The sequence below is a fragment of the Rhizobacter sp. P5_C2 genome, from assembly GCF_054049715.1.
The window spans coordinates 65,473-80,646 of the sequence record NZ_JBFULV010000003.1; the positions used below are offsets into that span (position 1 = coordinate 65,473).

Sequence of the window (15,174 nt, forward strand, 5' to 3'; positions counted from 1 at the left end):
GGAACTCAGGAACGGGCGGCCGCGGCCGAGGCGGCGCTGGCGGCCTTCGGCGCCGTGCGCTGCGTGACGATCTTCGCCGGCTGGCCTTCGCGCAGGTTGTCGAAGCGCGCCCCGAGCACCTGGCTGTCGGCCGCGAGGCCCTTGCTGATCTCGATGCGGTCGCTGGCGGCGTCCTTGCGGCCGGTGATCACGATGCGGCGCACCAGCGCGTCTTTCTCGAGCGTCCAGACGAAGTCCTGGCCCGAGGCCTGGCCGACGGCGCTGATCGGCAGCGTGAGGCGCGGCGCGTCATCGGGCAGCACCACGTGGGCCTGCGCGTACTGGCCGGCGCGGAACAGCTCCTGGCGGTTGTCCAGCACCACGACCACGCCGATCGCGCGCGTGCCGGCTTCGGCCGCGGGAGCGATGCGGTCGATGCGGCCCGGCACCGGCTTGCCCTGCCCTTCGACCTGCACCTGCACCGGCTGCCCGGGCTTCAGCAGCGACACCTCGTGCGTGCCGACGGTGCCGGCCAGTTCGAGCGTCGACAGGTCGACCACCGTCAGCAGCTGCTGCTCGGGGCTGACCTTCTCGCCGGGCACCACATGGCGCTTGCCGACGATGCCGGAGATGGGGGCGACCAGCGCCGCTTCCTTGACGCCGACGCGCGAGGTGGCGAGCTGCGCCTGCGCCGACTTGAGCTGGGCGCGCGCCGCGTCGAGCCGGGCCTGCGACGACTGCAGCGCGGTCGACGAGATGAAGTTCTGCGCCGACAGGCCGACGTTGGCGGCATGCGTGCGTTCGGCCTCGATCAGCGCGGCCTGGGCCGACTCGACCGACGCGGAGCGGTCGGCGACGCGGCTCTGCAGGTCGGCCAGGTCGATGTCGCCGAGCAGCTGGCCGGCCTTGACGCGGCTGCCTTCGGCCACCTTCAGTTCGAGCAGCGTGCCGGTCGCCTTGGCGCGGATCACCGCGGTGCGCGGCGCGACCAGGGGGCCGGAGAACTCGATCACCAGCGGCATCGCGAGCTGCTTGGGCTGCACGACCTCGGAGGCGACGAACTCGAGCGCGACGGGCGCCGCATCCTTCTTGGCCGCGGCCGCCTTCGAGCTGCTGGTGAGGCCGGGCACCAGCGCCAGCGCGAGGCCGACGACGGCCACCGCGCCGACCGCGCCGACCGCGCCGCCCACCCAGAGTCTGCGCCGGGAGGTCCGTGATGATCCTCCGCCCACCGGCTGCAGCCCGTGTGGGGCCGCGCCGTGATCGTTGTGTGCTGTATTCATGGGCGGGAGTTTAGGTTCGGCCCCCACCGGTCTGACAAGGTCTGCGACAGACTGCAGATTGGGGGGGCCGAGCAGTGAACCAGCCCGACGAATTGGTGGAACTTTGCGACGAACTGCGGCTCAGCCGCGACGGATCACTGATGGCCGGCGATCGGGTGCGGCTCGTAGCCTTCGCCGAGCGCCTGCAGTTCGTCCGCTGACAACGACAGCTCGGCCGCCGCCACCGCCTCGTCGAGCTGCGGCAGCTTGCTCGCGCCAATGATCGGGGCGGTGACGCCCGGCTGGTGCAGCAGCCACGCGTAGGCCAGCGTCGCCGGACTGACGCCGCGCTGCGCGGCCAGGGCCTTCAGCCGGTCCACCGTCTTGAAGTCGCTGTCGCGGTAGTACAGGTTCTGCGCGATGTTGTCGGTCTGCGCCCGCGCGGTCGCACCACCGGCCTTGTCATCGCGGGCCCGGTTGCCGGCCAGGAAGCCCCGCGCCAGCGGGCTCCACGGGATCAGGCCCACGCCCTGGTCGCGGCACAGCGGGTTCATTTCGCGCTCTTCCTCGCGGTAGGCCAGGTTGTAGTGGTTCTGCATGCTGATGAACGGCGTCCAGCCGTGGCGGCGCGCGGTCTCCTGCATCTTCGCGAACTGCCAGGCCCACATCGAACTCGCCCCCAGGTAGCGCACCTTGCCGGCCTTCACCAGGTCGTGCAGCGCCTCCATCGTCTCCTCGACCGGCGTGTCCGGGTCGAAGCGGTGGATCTGGTAGAGATCGATGTAGTCGGTCTTCAGGCGGGCGAGGCTCGCGTCGACCGCATGGAAGAGCCGCTTGCGGCTCAGGCCATGGAGGTTGGGCGGCGCCTTGTCGAAGGCAGTGGCCGCGTTGCGGTATTCCATCTCGACCAGGTAGTAGGCCTTGCTGGCGATGACGACCTCGTCGCGCCGGCAGAACTCGCGGACGAAGCGGCCGGTCAACACCTCGCTCTCGCCGGAGGAGTACATGTCGGCGGTGTCGAAGAAGTTGATGCCGAGCTCGACGGCCCGCTTCACGAGCGGCCGGCTCGCGGCCTCGTCGAGCACCCAGGGCCGCCAGTCTGGGCGGCCGTAGGTCATCATGCCGAGCGCGATGCGCGACACCTGCAGGCCGCTGCGGCCGAGTCGAGTGGTTTTCATCGGCGCAAGCGTAGCGCCTGGGGGCCGGCCTTCAATGCAGGTGGGGCATTCAACGCGTGTGCGACAGCATCCATTGGTAGATGTTGTGGCCGCTCTCGACCTGGGTCGCCGGATCGTAGGTGCGCGTCCACGAGTCGTGGCCGACACCCGGGTACAGCGTCAGCTTCGCCGCCGGATTGACCGCGTTGGCGCAGGTGTAGCCATCGGCGGTGGTCGCCTTGTTCAGCTTGTCGACCCAGCCCTGCGACAGCGCCGGCAGCACCGTCGTGTCGGCGGTGCCATGGAACGCGAACACCGGCAGGTTGCCGGCGACCATCGCATTGCAGATGCCGCTGTTCGCCCCCTTCGGATCGGCCGCGCCGGCGATCGGCACCAACGCGGCGATCTGCGATGCCCACGAGGTCTTCGGCGACGAGCCAGCCACCGACGCGGTCGCCAGGCTCCAGGCCGCACCGCCACCCATCGACAGCCCGGTCACGTAGATGCGCTGCGGATCGACCCGGTAGGTCTTGATCGCGTGCGCCAGCATGCCGGCGGTGTCGTTGCCGTCCCACCAGCCGCGGCTGTTCTGCGGCGACACGACGATGAAGCACTCGCGGCCGGTCGGCATGTCGAAGCACATCTCGTTGTTCGCGGCGATCAGCTTCGGCGGGCCGTGGCGCTTCACGGTGTCGAGCTGCGAGCCGTCGGCCGCACCGGTCTCGCCGGCACCGTGGAAGAACACGATCAGCGGATAAGTCTTTCCGCTGGTCGCGTAGTCGGCCGGCAGATATTCCCAATACCAGACCGGCAGCTTGCCGTCGAGCGAGGTGAAGCTCTTCTTGAGCTGGCGCTCGGAGGCCTTGGTGGCCGGCACCGCGACCGTCACGGTCACCGTGCTGCTGGTCGTCGCGTTGCCGGCGGCGTCGCGCGCAATGGCCTTGAAGACGTGGCTGCCGTTGTCGGCGGCACCGAGCGAAACCGTGGCGCTGTTCGAATTTCCGGCGTCGGCGGCCAGCTTGACGCCGCCGTCGTAGAACTCGACCGCGGTGACGGCCACGTTGTCGCTGGCACTGGCCGTCAGCTTGACCGTGCCGGCCGCGATGAGATTGAGCTTGTCGGCCGCGATCGCGACGGTGGGAGCCTGCGTGTCGGCATTGGCGCTGGGCGGCGGCGTGTCCGCGGGCGCGCTACTGTCGTCACTGTTGCCACCGCAGGCGGCCAGCAACAGGCAGACGGTGAAGGCTGTCGCAAGACCCGAACGCAGCTTCATGGCATGAACTCCCTGGTGACACCCGGCCAGCATGTGCAAGCCCCGCGCCCGGACTTCCAGACCGCTTTCCGACGCTTCTGCCGCAACACCCCGTCACAACACTGCCGGAACCCGTAGTCCGGATGCCAATCCGGGATCGCCCCGTCAAATCTTCGGCGTCTCGACCCGCACGTCCCCGCACTGCGCCCGGTGCCGCAGCGCGTGGTCCATCAGCACCAGCGCCAGCATCGCCTCGGCGATCGGCGTCGCCCGGATGCCGACGCACGGGTCATGCCGACCATGCGTCTGCACGACGGTCGGATGGCCTTGCAGGTCGATCGAATCGCGCGGGCTGTGGATGGAACTGGTCGGCTTGATCGCGATGTTGACGGTGATGTCCTGGCCGGTGCTGATGCCGCCCAGCACGCCGCCGGCGTTGTTGGTGCGGAAGCCTTGCGGCGTCAGCTCGTCGCCATGCTGCGTGCCACGCTGCGCGACGCTCGCGAAGCCGGCGCCGATCTCGACCCCCTTGACCGCGTTGATGCCCATCATCGCGTAGGCGATGTCGGCGTCGAGCTTGTCGAACAGCGGCTCGCCCAGCCCGACCGGCACCTGCGTCGCCTCGACGCGGATGCGCGCGCCGACCGAATCGCCGGACTTGCGCAGCGCATCCATGTAGGCCTCGAGTTCGGCGATCTTCGATGCGTTGGCCGCGAAGAACGGGTTGTCGGGGATGTGCTGGTGGCCTTCGAACGGAATCTCCAGGTCGCCGAGCTGCGTCATGTAGCCCCGGAACGAGGTGCCGTACTGCGCCTTCAGCCATTTGCGCGCGACCGCGCCGGCCCCGACCATCGGCGCGGTGAGCCGGGCCGACGAACGCCCGCCGCCGCGCGGGTCGCGGATGCCGTACTTGTGCCAGTAGGTGTAGTCGGCGTGGCCGGGCCGGAAGGTCTGCAGGATGTTGCCGTAGTCCTTGCTGCGCTGGTCGGTGTTGCGGATCAGCAGGCAGATCGGCGTGCCGGTGGTCTTGCCCTCGTAGACGCCGGACAGGATCTCGACCGCATCCGGCTCGTTGCGCTGCGTCACGTGGCGCGAGGTGCCCGGGCGCCGGCGGTCCAGCTCGGGCTGGATGTCGGCCTCGCTGAGTTCCATCCCCGGCGGGCAGCCGTCGATCACGCACCCGATGGCCGGCCCATGCGACTCGCCGAAGTTGGTGACGCGAAACAGGGTGCCGAGGGTGCTGCCGGACATGGGGGCCTTGTGGACGGAAATCGAAATCGGAGAAAGGGCAAGAGACGCCGACACATCGTGACGCGAAGGCGGACTTGAAGTTTAAGGGCTCGTCCCTTGGGAGCGCAGCACCAGGCTTCAAGAGGGAAATCGTTGCTGTTTCAGCAATGCCGACTTGCCGCACACGGGGTTTTTCCCGATCAGGGACAACCCTAGCATTCGATCCCAAGACGCAGCACCGGTCGGTGCCTGCCACGCGGTCGGTGTGTGACGCGTGCCTGTGGGACAAGGGGTCCGCCTACTGATCGGAGAGAATCGCATGAAGTTCGCCACCTTTGCCGTGACCGCGATGGCGCTGGCCGCCTCGGCTGCCGCCAACGCGCAAGACGCACAACAATCCACCACCAACGTGACGCTGTACGGCGTCGCCGACGCCTACGTGCAGATCGCCAACGGCGCGGCCAACCTGAGCCGCGTGCAGTCCGGCGGCCTGCAGGGCTCGCGCTTCGGCCTGCGCGTCACCGAAGACCTCGGCGGCGGCCTGCGTGCCCTGGCCGTGCTCGAGAGCGGCGTCAACATCGACGATGGCACCAACGGCCAGAACGCCTTCTGGGGCCGCCAGTCGTACGTCGGCCTCGGCTCGGCGCAGCTCGGTACCCTGACGCTGGGTCGCCAATACGGCAGCGTCTACAACCTGTCGAGCGACTTCAGCGAGTTCTCGAACGTCTCCACCGGCGCCAGCACGGCCGTGATCGGCGGCTTCGGTGGCTACGAGCCGGTGCGCGGCGGCACCACCTACAGCGCCACCGGCAACGGCGGCCCGGCCCGCATCAACAACTCGGTCAAGTACGAGTCGCCCACCTTCGCCGGCTTCAAGGCCGGTGCGCTGTGGGGCTTCGGTGAAACCACCGGCGCCACCAACGACCAGCGCACTGCCGACGTCTATGCCCGCTACAGCGGCTACGGCTTCGATGCGATGGTCTCGTTCGTCGACGACAAGCAGGACCTGACCTCGCAGGACGTGCGCACGACCTCGGGCGCGGTCGGCTACACCTACGGCGACTGGCACGGCACTGCCGGCGTGATCGCGGTGAACGACCGCAGCGCGGTGGATGCCGATGGCCAGGGCTTCTGGGTCGGTGGCGACTACCGCTTCGGTGCGAACACGGTGCGTGCGCAGTTCGTCGAGAACAAGGCGAAGAACGTCAACGAAGGCACCACCAAGGCCTTCGGCGTCGGCTACCAGTACGACCTGTCGAAGCGCACGGCGCTGTACAGCGCGGTGACCCGCTTCAAGAACGAGGGTGACGGCTACGGCAACCGCTGGGCCAGCGCCGTCCCGGCCGGCCTGACGACCGCCGACGACCGTGACATCACGGAATTCACCGCAGGCATCCGCCACAGCTTCTGATGACCCACCCCCGAGGCGCTCACGCGCCTCCCCCTCAAGGGGGCGCCGCCAGCGGCCCGGCAAAGCCGGCTCCGCGGCGGCCGCTGGGGCGGGCTTCGCTGAACGCTCGGCCGCAATAGAAAAGCCCGCTCATCACGAGCGGGCTTTTTTTCTTGGTGGTCGCAGAGGTACTCTCGTCGTACCGCCTCGCCAGCCAACGGGAGCGAGCAACCTGACTCGGAGACATGCAATGAAAATGATGCCCACGCCCTCCAGTCAGCAGTTCGATGAAGGACGGACCGGCGCAACGACCACAACGTCGAGAGATCCGGTCGTGAAGCGCAGAACACCTCTCCACGTGCCGACCTCTGAGGACCGCCGTCAAGCGCCGATGAGCAAGTCCATCGTCGAACTTCTCGCCATGCCCGACGGAGCCGAGGTCGACATCGAAGCCGTTCGCCTGAACCTCACCGTCAAGCCAGCAGAGTTTGATTGACCGTCAGACCCCAGTACACCGAGCACTGCAGCCGAGCGTCCAGCAAGGCGGCCCCAGCGGACGCCGCGGAACCGGCTTTGCCGGGCCGCTGGCGGCGCCCCCTCAAGGGGGAGGCGCGCCAGCGCCTCGGGGGTGGGTCAATTCGCAGGGACCTGATCTTCGACCGGCCAGTCGCGGATATACGCCTTCAGCATCCGGTTCTCGAAATCCTGGCTGTCGACCACCGCCTTCGCGACGTCGTAGAACGAGATCACGCCCATCAGCGTGCGCTGCGTCATCACCGGCATGTAGCGGGCGTGGCGCTCGAGCATCATGCGGCGCACCTCGTCGATCTCGGTCTCGGGCGTGCAGGTGAGCGGATGGTCGTCCATCACGGTGCGCACGATGGTCGTGCCGACCGTGCCGCCGTTGCCGACCACGGCCAGGATGACCTCGCGGAAGGTCAGCATGCCGGCCAGGTCGCCGTGCTCCATCACCACCAGGGACCCGATGTCGCGCTCGGCCATCGTGCGCACGGCGTGGGCCAGCGGCTGATCGGGCGAGACAGTGAACAGCGTGCCGCCCTTGACACGCAGGATGTCTGCGACTTTCATGGGGTCCTCTCCTTGGGGTGTGTCGGGCCAATATAGCCCACAATTCTTCACAACAACATCCCCGCTGACACCGATCCGGTGCCCGCCGCCCCCGAGGAGACTGCATGCCCGGCCCATCCGACCCCGGCTTCGACACGCTCGCGCTGCACGCAGGCGCCGGCCCCGACCCTGCCACCGGCGCCCGTGCCGTGCCGATCCACCTGAGCACCAGCTTCGTGTTCGAGAACAGCGACCATGCCGCGGCGCTGTTCAACATGGAGCGCTCGGGCCACGTCTACAGCCGCATCTCGAACCCGACCACCGCGGTGCTGGAAGAGCGCGTCGCGGCGCTCGAAGGCGGCGCCGGCGCGATCGCGACCGCCAGCGGCCAGGCCGCGCTGCACCTGGCGATCTGCACGCTGGCCGGTGCCGGCTCGCACATCGTCGCGAGCAGCGCGCTGTACGGCGGCTCGCACAACCTGCTGCACTACACGCTGGCACGCTTCGGCATAGCCACCACCTTCGTGCGCCCCGGCGACATCGACGGCTGGCGCGCGGCGATCCGCCCCACGACGCGCCTGCTGTTCGGCGAGACCGTCGGCAACCCCGGGCTGGACGTGCTCGACATCCCCACCGTCAGCGCGATCGCGCACGAGCACGGGCTGCCGCTGCTGGTCGACTCGACGCTGACCTCGCCGTGGCTGATCCGCCCGTTCGACCACGGCGCCGACCTCGTCTACCACTCGGCCACCAAGTTCCTCAGCGGCCACGGCACGGTGATCGGCGGCGTGCTGGTCGACAGCGGGCAGTTCGACTGGGAGGGGTCTGGCCGATTCCCGGAATTGACCCGCCCCTACGACGGCTTCCACGGCATGGTGTTCAGCGAGGAGAGCACCGTCGGTGCCTTCCTGCTGCGCGCCCGTCGCGAGGGCCTGCGCGACTTCGGCGCCTGCATGAGCCCGCACACCGCCTGGCTGATCCTGCAGGGCGTCGAGACGCTGTCGCTGCGGATGGAGCGCCACATCGCGAACGCGCGCAAGGTGGTCGGCTTCCTGGCCGCCCACCCGATGGTCGCGCGCGTCGGCCACCCCGAGCTGCCGACCCACCCCGACCACGAACTCGCCAAGCGCCTGCTGCCGCGCGGCAGCGGCTCGGTGTTCAGCTTCGACCTGAAGGGCCAGCGCGCGCAGGGCCGCGCCTTCATCGAGGCGCTGAAGGTGTTCTCGCACCTGGCCAACGTCGGCGACTGCCGCTCGCTGGTGATCCACCCGGCGACGACCACGCACTTCCGCATGGACGATGCCGCGCTCGCGCAGGCCGGCATCACGCAGGGCACGATCCGGCTGTCGATCGGCCTGGAAGACGCCGACGACCTGATCGACGACCTGTCGCGCGCGCTGCGGGCGGCACAGAAGGCGGGTGGCGCATGAAGCTCGAGGTACAGGGCCGCGCGGCCTTCGTCTACACCGGCGGCAAGCCGCTCGACGCCTCGTTGCCGGCGCTGGTGTTCGTGCACGGCGCGATGCACGACCACAGCGTGTGGGGGCTGCAGACGCGCTACCTGGCCCACCACGGCCGCGCGGTGCTGGCGCCCGACCTGCCCGGCCACGGCCGCAGCGAAGGCCCGGCGCTCGCAAGCGTCGAGGCCTTCGCCGACTGGCTGCTCGCGCTGCTGGCCGCGGCCGGCATCGAGCGCGCGACGCTGGTCGGCCACAGCATGGGCTCGCTGATCGCGCTCGAGGCCGCTGCCCGGCTCGGCGAGCGCGCGACCGGGCTGGTGCTGCTCGGCCCGGCGTACCCGATGAAGGTGTCCGACACGCTGTTGTCGACCTCGCTGAACGAGCCGCTGAAGGCGATCGACATGGTGAATTCGTTTTCACATGCCGGCCATGCCGCAAAGCCGTCGGCCCCGGCGCCGGGCTTCTCGCTGCACGGCGTGAACCGTGCGCTGATGCGCCGGCTGCAGGCGCAGCACACCGCCGCGGGGCACGGCAACCTGTTCCACCAGGATTTCCAGGTGTGCAACCACTACGCCGGCGGTCTCGAAGCAGCCGCGCGCGTGCGTTGCGCCAGCCTGATGATCGTCGGTGCGCACGACCAGATGACGCCGCCCAAGGCGAGCGCCGCGCTGGCCCAGGCGTTGCATGCAAAGGTTCTGCCGTTGTCGGCCGGGCATTCCCTGATGGGAGAGGTGCCCGACGCCGTGTTGAATGCGATCCAGACCTTCATTTCGGAGGAAACGCGATGAACAGCAGTACCGTTCAGTCGTTGAAGAGCTTCGCGGAGTTCTATCCGTACTACCTCGGCGAGCATTCGAACCGCACCTGCCGCCGCCTGCACTTCGCGGGGTCGAGCCTGGCGCTGCTGTGCCTGGTGACCGGGCTCGTGCGCGGACAGCCGCTGTATTTCCTGTATGCGCTGCTGTGCGGCTATGGCTTCGCGTGGGTCGGGCACTTCGTGTTCGAGAAGAACCGGCCGGCCTCGTTCAAGCGCCCGCTGTACAGCTTCATGGGCGACTGGGTCATGTACAAGGACATCTGGGTGGGCAAGATTCCTTTTTAGGATAGCCCCGATGGACGCCAAAGACCTGCCGGTCCTCGAGCAGCTCGCCCACATCGAGCGGCTGATCGATGCGATCGACCTGCCGATCGGCCGCTGGGACCTGCAGCACCGGCTGGTGTTCTGCAACCACCCCTACCTGACCTGGGCGCAGCGCAGCCGCGAAGACCTGCTGGGCCACACGCTGGCCGAGCTGTACGGCGATGACGCGTGGGAGCGCGCGAGCCCGGCGTTCGCCGAGGCCGCGCAGGGGCGCACCGTCAACTACGAGCGGCGGCTGAAGCACGGCTGCCATGCCGGCCGCTGGGCGCGCATCCAGGTGCTGCCGCACCTCGACCCGACCGGCCGCGTCGACGGCATCTTCACGATCGCGATCGACATCCACCAGGACGTGCTCGAGCGCGAGGCGCTGGTCGCCGCGCGCCAGCGCCTCGACCGCTTCACCGAGAACATCCCGTTCCCGCTGACGTACGTCGACCGCGACTTCGTGCTGCGCTTCGTCAACAAGGCGTACGTCGAGGCGACCGGCCAGCAACCGAAGCAGTTGCTCGGCCGGCCGATCGGCGACGTGCGCGGCTCCAAGCGCTGGGCCGAGCACGAGCAGTACTTCGTGCAGGCGCTGGCGGGGCACACGGTGCAGTACGCCCGCATGGTCGACCTGGCGACGCTCGGCCAGCGCTGGATGCGCACCAGCTACGTGCCCGATTTCGATGCCTGCGGCGAGGTGATCGGCGTCTACACCGTGACGGTCGACGTGCACGAGCTGACGATCACGCAGCAGCAGCTGAAGCGCAGCGTCGAGCGCGATGCGCTGACCGACGTGCTGAGCCGGCGCACGATGATGGACCGCATCGAGGCGGCGCTGCTCGACGCGGCGCAGATGCCGGTGGCGCTGTTCTTCGTCGACCTCGATGGCTTCAAGGCGGTCAACGACCGGCTCGGGCACCGCGTCGGCGACGAGCTGCTGGTGGCGGTGGCGCGCGCGCTGCAGATGTCGGTGCGGGCCGAGGACGCGGTGGGCCGCTTCGGCGGCGACGAGTTCCTGGTGCTGGCCGCGGTGCGCGACATGGCCGGCGCGCATGCGTTGGCGCTGCACATGCTGTCGGCGGTGGCAGGGGTCGACCGGCACGGCATCAGCGCGAGCATCGGCTATGCGCTCGCACCCGGCGACGCGCAGAACCCGCAGCGGCTGCTGCAGCTGGCGGATGACGCGATGTATGCGGCGAAGCGGCGTGGCAAGCACTGCGTGCTGCACTGCATCGCGTAGGTCGGCGCCAGGATCCCCGGATGGGCATCCGGGCTACGGGTCGCTGGCGATCACGTCCTTCAGCATCATGTTGCCGAAATGCGCGCGGTGCCAGAAGCCGCGCAGCGTCGGCGTCGGGTCGAGCAGCACCTGCGCGATCAGCGGCTGCGCCGAGGTGGTCGCCGGATCGCACAGCAGCACGTAGCGCGCGTTGCCGTCTTCGTCGAGCCGGCCGACCCAGTCGATCGCGACCAGCGTGTCGAGCAGCGGCTCGATCTGCAGCGGATCGGTGCGCAGCGTCTCCGACAGCTGCGCCGCGCTGAGGCCGTGCGTGCTGGCCGCGCGCGCCTGCGCCAGCTCGCGCAGCATGCCGACCGCCAGCTGGAACAGGTAGCCCGGCGTCGACGGCCGGCGGATCACGCGCATCTGCAGGCTCGGCGCATAGGCCGCGACCACCGCGCCCAGCAGCACGATCACCCAGCCGAGGTAGATCCAGATCAGCAGGATCGGCACCGTCGCGAACGCGCCGTACAGCGTGGTGTAGGTCGGCACCGAGCTCAGGTACCAGGCCAGGCCCTTCTTCGCGACCTCGAAGCCGGCCGCGACGAACACGCCGCCCGCGGCCGCATGCCGCCAGCGCACCAGCGTGTTCGGCACGTAATGGAACAGTCCCGCCATCGCGGCCGACAGCAGCGCGAACTCGAGCACGTTCAGCAGGAAGCTGACACCGCCGGGCATCACGCCGACGACCCCGCGCGAGGCCGAGATCGCATACGAGGTGAGCGACAGGCTCACGCCCAGCAGCAGCGGCCCGAGCGTGACGGCCGCCCAGTACACCAGCACGCGCTGCGCGATCGGCCGCGGCTTCGGCACGCGCCAGATCGCGTTCAGCGTGCGGTCGATCGTCAGCATCAGTGCGATGGCGGTGAACACCAGCACCACCAGGCCGAAGGTGCCGAGCCGGTTCGCCTTGCTCGCGAACTGCGTCAGCGCGCCCAGCACCGGCTTGGCGATCGCATCCGGCACCAGGCTCTGCAGGAAGTATTTCTGCAGCGCATCCTGGAAGCTGGAGAACATCGGGAAGGCGGTGAAGACCGCCAGCATCACGGTGACCAGCGGCACCAGCGAGATCAGCGTCGTGAAGGTCAGGCTGCTGGCCGTCAGGCCCAGGCGGTCCTCGCGAAAGCGCTGGCGCAGCGTGATCAGCGTCTCGAGCCAGGGCCAGGTCTGCAGCGTCTGCAGCAGGCGCGACAACTGCTCCCGCCATGTCTCTTTCAGGGCATGGGCTTCGGCGGAGGTCGGGAGATTCATCGATGGCATCATAGCCAGCGATGACTGCGCCCCCTGCTTCTCCTGCCGACGCTTCGTCGGCCCCCCTCCCCCCTGTCGTGCTGTGGACCCGCGCGCTCGCCGTCGGCAGCGTCGCCGGGCTGATCGTGCTCGGCGTGGCCTGGGAACTGTGGCTCGCGCCCTTGCGGCCGGGCGGCACCTGGCTCGCGCTGAAGGTGCTGCCGCTCGTCTTCGCGCTGGCCGGCCTGCTGCGCCACCGCCTGTACACCTACCGCTGGGTCAGCCTGCTGGTGTGGCTGTACTTCATCGAAGGCGTGGTGCGTGCCGGCAGCGACCGCGGGCCCGGCGCGACCCTCGGACTGGTCGAGGTGCTGCTGTGCGTGCTGCTGTTCGCCGCCTGCGGGCTGCACGTGCGCTGGCGGCTCGGGCATGCGCGCCGCACCGAGGAAGCCGCATGAAGCCGCTGCTGCTCGAATCGCTGCGCGCGATCGTCGGCCCGGCCAACGTGCTGACCGATGGCGACCTGGCCGGCTATGAACAGGACTGGCGCAAGCGCTACCGTGGCAAGGCGCTGGCCGTCGTGCGGCCGGGTTCGACCGAGGAGGTCTCCCAGGTGGTGACCGCGTGCGCGCGGCACGGCGTGAGTATCGTGCCGCAGGGTGGCAACACCGGGCTGGTCGGCGGCGGCGTGCCGGACGACAGCGGCACCCAGGTGCTGCTGACGCTGTCGCGCATGGACCGCGTGCGCAGCATCGATGCCGCCAACCTGACGATGACGGTCGAGGCCGGCTGCGTGCTGCAGTCGGTGCAGGAAGCGGCCGCGGCCGCCGGCCTGTTGTTCCCGCTGAGCCTCGCGGCCGAAGGCAGCTGCACGATCGGCGGCAACCTGGCGACCAATGCCGGCGGCACGCAGGTGCTGCGCTATGGCAATGCACGCGAGTTGTGCCTGGGGCTGGAAGTCGTCACCGCGCAGGGCGAGGTGTGGAACGGGCTGTCGGGCCTGCGCAAGGACAACACCGGCTACGACCTGCGCGATCTCTTCATCGGCAGCGAGGGCACGCTCGGCATCATCACCGCGGCCACGCTGAAGCTCTACCCGCAGCCCGCCGCGACGCTGACGGCGCTGGCCGCGCTGCCCTCGCTGCCGGCGGCGGTGGCGCTGCTGCAGCTGGCGCAGGCGCGGCTCGGCGCCGGGCTGACGGGCTTCGAGGTGATGGGCGAGTTCGCGCTGGGCCTGGTGCGGCGCCACTACCCGCAGCTGCGCCAGCCGCTGCCGCCTTCGCCGTGGACGGTGCTGCTGGAGCAATCCGACACCGAGAGCGAGGCGCATGCGCGCGGGCTGTTCGAAGGCCTGCTGGAGAGCGCGCTGGAGCAAGGCCTGATCACCGATGCCGCGGTGGCCGAGAGCATCGAGCAATCGAACGGGCTGTGGCACCTGCGCGAGTCGATTCCGCTGGCGCAGTCGGAGGAAGGGCTGAACATCAAGCACGACATCTCGCTGCCGGTGTCGCGCATCGTCGACTTCGTCGCCGCCACCGATGCGGCGCTGCGGGCGGCGCTGCCGGGCGTGCGGCTGGTCAACTTCGGCCACCTGGGCGACGGCAACCTGCACTACAACGTGCAGGCGCCCGAAGGTGGCGATGCGAAGCAGTTCCTGCAGCAGCACGAGGCGGCGGTCAACACGATCGTCTACGACGCGGTGGGGGCGAGCGGCGGGTCGATCTCGGCCGAGCACGGGATCGGCGAGCTGAAGCGCGACGAGCTGGCGCAGCGCAAGTCGCCGGTGGCGCTGGGGCTGATGCGGGCGATCAAGGCGGCGCTGGACCCGAACGGCTTGATGAATCCTGGAAGAGTCGTGTAGGCGGGAGGCCAAACCGGAGATCAACCCCCACTTGTTCGCTTGTCACCTTCCGAAAGAGCCCGGTGGTGCCTCAAAGGCGCGGGTGGGGAGGCTGTGGAGCGCCAATTAGGAGGGGGCGCCGGAGCTGGCTGGTTTCATGGCCCGCGTGCGCAGCACGCTTCGTGAACTGACTGTCGCCGACTGTTTGACCACAACGAACGAAGTGAGTGACGGGAGTTTCGGCGACGGGCCATGAAACCAGTCAGCGGAGGGAAGTCGTCGCCCCGAGAGGGGCGAAGACCGCACCTGACGGCGAGCCACAGCCTCCCCACCCGCGCCTTTGCCACGCGGATGCCGCGCGAATGCCTACTGAAGCCGGCCCTTTGCGGCTGCAGGCAGCGGCAGCGGCATCACCTCGATGCCTTCATCGGCCAGCGCCTGTGCGTCTTCGCGGGTCGCGCGGCCGCGGATCGCACGCTCTTCGGCTTCACCGTAGTGCATGCGACGGGCCTCTTCGGCAAAGCGCTCGCCGACGTCGTCGGTGTTCGCCATCACGTGCTGCACCGCCTTCATCCACATCGCCTGCATCGTGATCGCCTCCGGCGTGGCCGGCACCGGATGCTCGGCGGGCGCCGGGGCCGTTGCCTTCGGCTCGCGGGCGCCCGACACGTTCAACCTCGGCGCGCTCGGCAGGCGGGTGACCGCCTTGTCACCGCACAACGGGCATTCGACCAGCCCGCCTTCGAACTGCGACTGGAAATCGGCTTCCGAGCCGAACCAGCCTTCGAAGCGATGGTCTTGCGCGCAGCACAGGTTGAGCACTTTCATGCGCGCATTATGGGCAGACGCCGCCGCAGACGGGGCCGGCGGCGCGATGCCCCGCCCGCCAGCACGCCAATTC

15 protein-coding genes are annotated in these 15,174 nt (G+C 69.3%); 8 read left to right on the forward strand and 7 right to left on the reverse strand.

Annotated elements, in window-relative coordinates; genetic code table 11:
- Window positions 1–5: 5 nt before the first annotated feature.
- The 4 genes from ACXJLU_RS01660 to aroC all read right to left on the reverse strand — a co-directional run bounded on the left by ACXJLU_RS01660 (window position 6) and on the right by aroC (window position 4,901).
- The gene (locus ACXJLU_RS01660) at window positions 6–1,262 is read right to left on the reverse strand and encodes an efflux RND transporter periplasmic adaptor subunit (protein ID WP_457328776.1); all 1,257 of its coding nucleotides are present in this window, start codon (window positions 1,260–1,262) and stop codon (window positions 6–8) included.
- Window positions 1,263–1,396: 134 nt separating this feature from the next.
- Complete coding sequence (locus ACXJLU_RS01665; RefSeq protein WP_457328777.1) at window positions 1,397–2,419, reverse strand: aldo/keto reductase; 1,023 nt, start codon at window positions 2,417–2,419, stop codon at window positions 1,397–1,399.
- Between the two features lie 49 nt (window positions 2,420–2,468).
- A complete protein-coding gene (locus tag ACXJLU_RS01670; protein ID WP_457328778.1) occupies window positions 2,469–3,671 on the reverse strand; it encodes an Ig-like domain-containing protein in 1,203 nt (400 codons plus the stop codon).
- 144 nt (window positions 3,672–3,815) lie between these two features.
- Window positions 3,816–4,901 carry a chorismate synthase gene (aroC, locus tag ACXJLU_RS01675; RefSeq protein WP_073466844.1) on the reverse strand — a complete coding sequence of 362 codons (1,086 nt, stop codon included), beginning with the start codon at window positions 4,899–4,901 and terminating at the stop codon, window positions 3,816–3,818.
- Window positions 4,902–5,199: 298 nt separating this feature from the next.
- Here aroC and ACXJLU_RS01680 point away from each other — a divergent pair, with 298 nt between their 5' ends.
- Both ACXJLU_RS01680 and ACXJLU_RS01685 read left to right on the forward strand, forming a co-directional pair.
- Complete coding sequence (locus ACXJLU_RS01680) at window positions 5,200–6,291, forward strand: porin (RefSeq protein WP_457328779.1); 1,092 nt, start codon at window positions 5,200–5,202, stop codon at window positions 6,289–6,291.
- 229 nt (window positions 6,292–6,520) lie between these two features.
- Window positions 6,521–6,766, forward strand: a complete 246-nt coding sequence (locus ACXJLU_RS01685; protein WP_457328780.1) for a type II toxin-antitoxin system Phd/YefM family antitoxin — start codon at window positions 6,521–6,523, stop codon at window positions 6,764–6,766.
- A 137-nt stretch (window positions 6,767–6,903) separates the two neighbouring features.
- On the opposite strand, the gene ACXJLU_RS01690 is transcribed toward ACXJLU_RS01685, so the two are convergent.
- Entirely contained in the window at window positions 6,904–7,359 is a 456-nt protein-coding gene (locus ACXJLU_RS01690; RefSeq protein ID WP_073467689.1) for a CBS domain-containing protein, read from the reverse strand.
- Between the two features lie 104 nt (window positions 7,360–7,463).
- Between ACXJLU_RS01690 and ACXJLU_RS01695 the strand changes: the two genes are divergently transcribed.
- The 4 genes from ACXJLU_RS01695 to ACXJLU_RS01710 are packed head-to-tail and all read left to right on the forward strand — an operon-like array spanning window position 7,464 to window position 11,164.
- Complete coding sequence (locus tag ACXJLU_RS01695; RefSeq protein ID WP_457328781.1) at window positions 7,464–8,768, forward strand: O-acetylhomoserine aminocarboxypropyltransferase; 1,305 nt, start codon at window positions 7,464–7,466, stop codon at window positions 8,766–8,768.
- On the forward strand, window positions 8,765–9,586 hold the full coding sequence (locus ACXJLU_RS01700) for an alpha/beta fold hydrolase (protein WP_457328782.1): 822 nt from the start codon (window positions 8,765–8,767) through the stop codon (window positions 9,584–9,586). The genes ACXJLU_RS01695 and ACXJLU_RS01700 overlap by 4 nt, the downstream gene beginning before the upstream one ends.
- Window positions 9,583–9,900: an Mpo1-like protein gene (locus ACXJLU_RS01705; RefSeq protein ID WP_457328783.1), complete on the forward strand. Its 318-nt coding sequence runs from the start codon at window positions 9,583–9,585 to the stop codon at window positions 9,898–9,900. The genes ACXJLU_RS01700 and ACXJLU_RS01705 overlap by 4 nt, the downstream gene beginning before the upstream one ends.
- A gap of 10 nt (window positions 9,901–9,910) precedes the next feature.
- Window positions 9,911–11,164 carry a diguanylate cyclase domain-containing protein gene (locus tag ACXJLU_RS01710; protein ID WP_457328784.1) on the forward strand — a complete coding sequence of 418 codons (1,254 nt, stop codon included), beginning with the start codon at window positions 9,911–9,913 and terminating at the stop codon, window positions 11,162–11,164.
- A gap of 33 nt (window positions 11,165–11,197) precedes the next feature.
- On the opposite strand, the gene ACXJLU_RS01715 is transcribed toward ACXJLU_RS01710, so the two are convergent.
- Window positions 11,198–12,454 carry a YihY family inner membrane protein gene (locus ACXJLU_RS01715; RefSeq protein WP_073467699.1) on the reverse strand — a complete coding sequence of 419 codons (1,257 nt, stop codon included), beginning with the start codon at window positions 12,452–12,454 and terminating at the stop codon, window positions 11,198–11,200.
- Window positions 12,455–12,474: 20 nt separating this feature from the next.
- On the opposite strand from ACXJLU_RS01715, the gene ACXJLU_RS01720 reads away from it, so the two are divergent.
- Together ACXJLU_RS01720 and ACXJLU_RS01725 are read left to right on the forward strand one after the other, a co-directional pair.
- Window positions 12,475–12,891, forward strand: a complete 417-nt coding sequence (locus tag ACXJLU_RS01720) for a DUF2069 domain-containing protein (protein WP_457328785.1) — start codon at window positions 12,475–12,477, stop codon at window positions 12,889–12,891.
- A complete protein-coding gene (locus ACXJLU_RS01725) occupies window positions 12,888–14,294 on the forward strand; it encodes an FAD-binding oxidoreductase (protein WP_457328786.1) in 1,407 nt (468 codons plus the stop codon). The genes ACXJLU_RS01720 and ACXJLU_RS01725 overlap by 4 nt, the downstream gene beginning before the upstream one ends.
- A gap of 345 nt (window positions 14,295–14,639) precedes the next feature.
- Here the strand turns inward: ACXJLU_RS01725 and ACXJLU_RS01730 are convergent, their stop codons facing one another.
- The gene (locus ACXJLU_RS01730) at window positions 14,640–15,101 is read right to left on the reverse strand and encodes a DUF1178 family protein (protein WP_457328787.1); all 462 of its coding nucleotides are present in this window, start codon (window positions 15,099–15,101) and stop codon (window positions 14,640–14,642) included.
- Window positions 15,102–15,174: the final 73 nt, after the last annotated feature.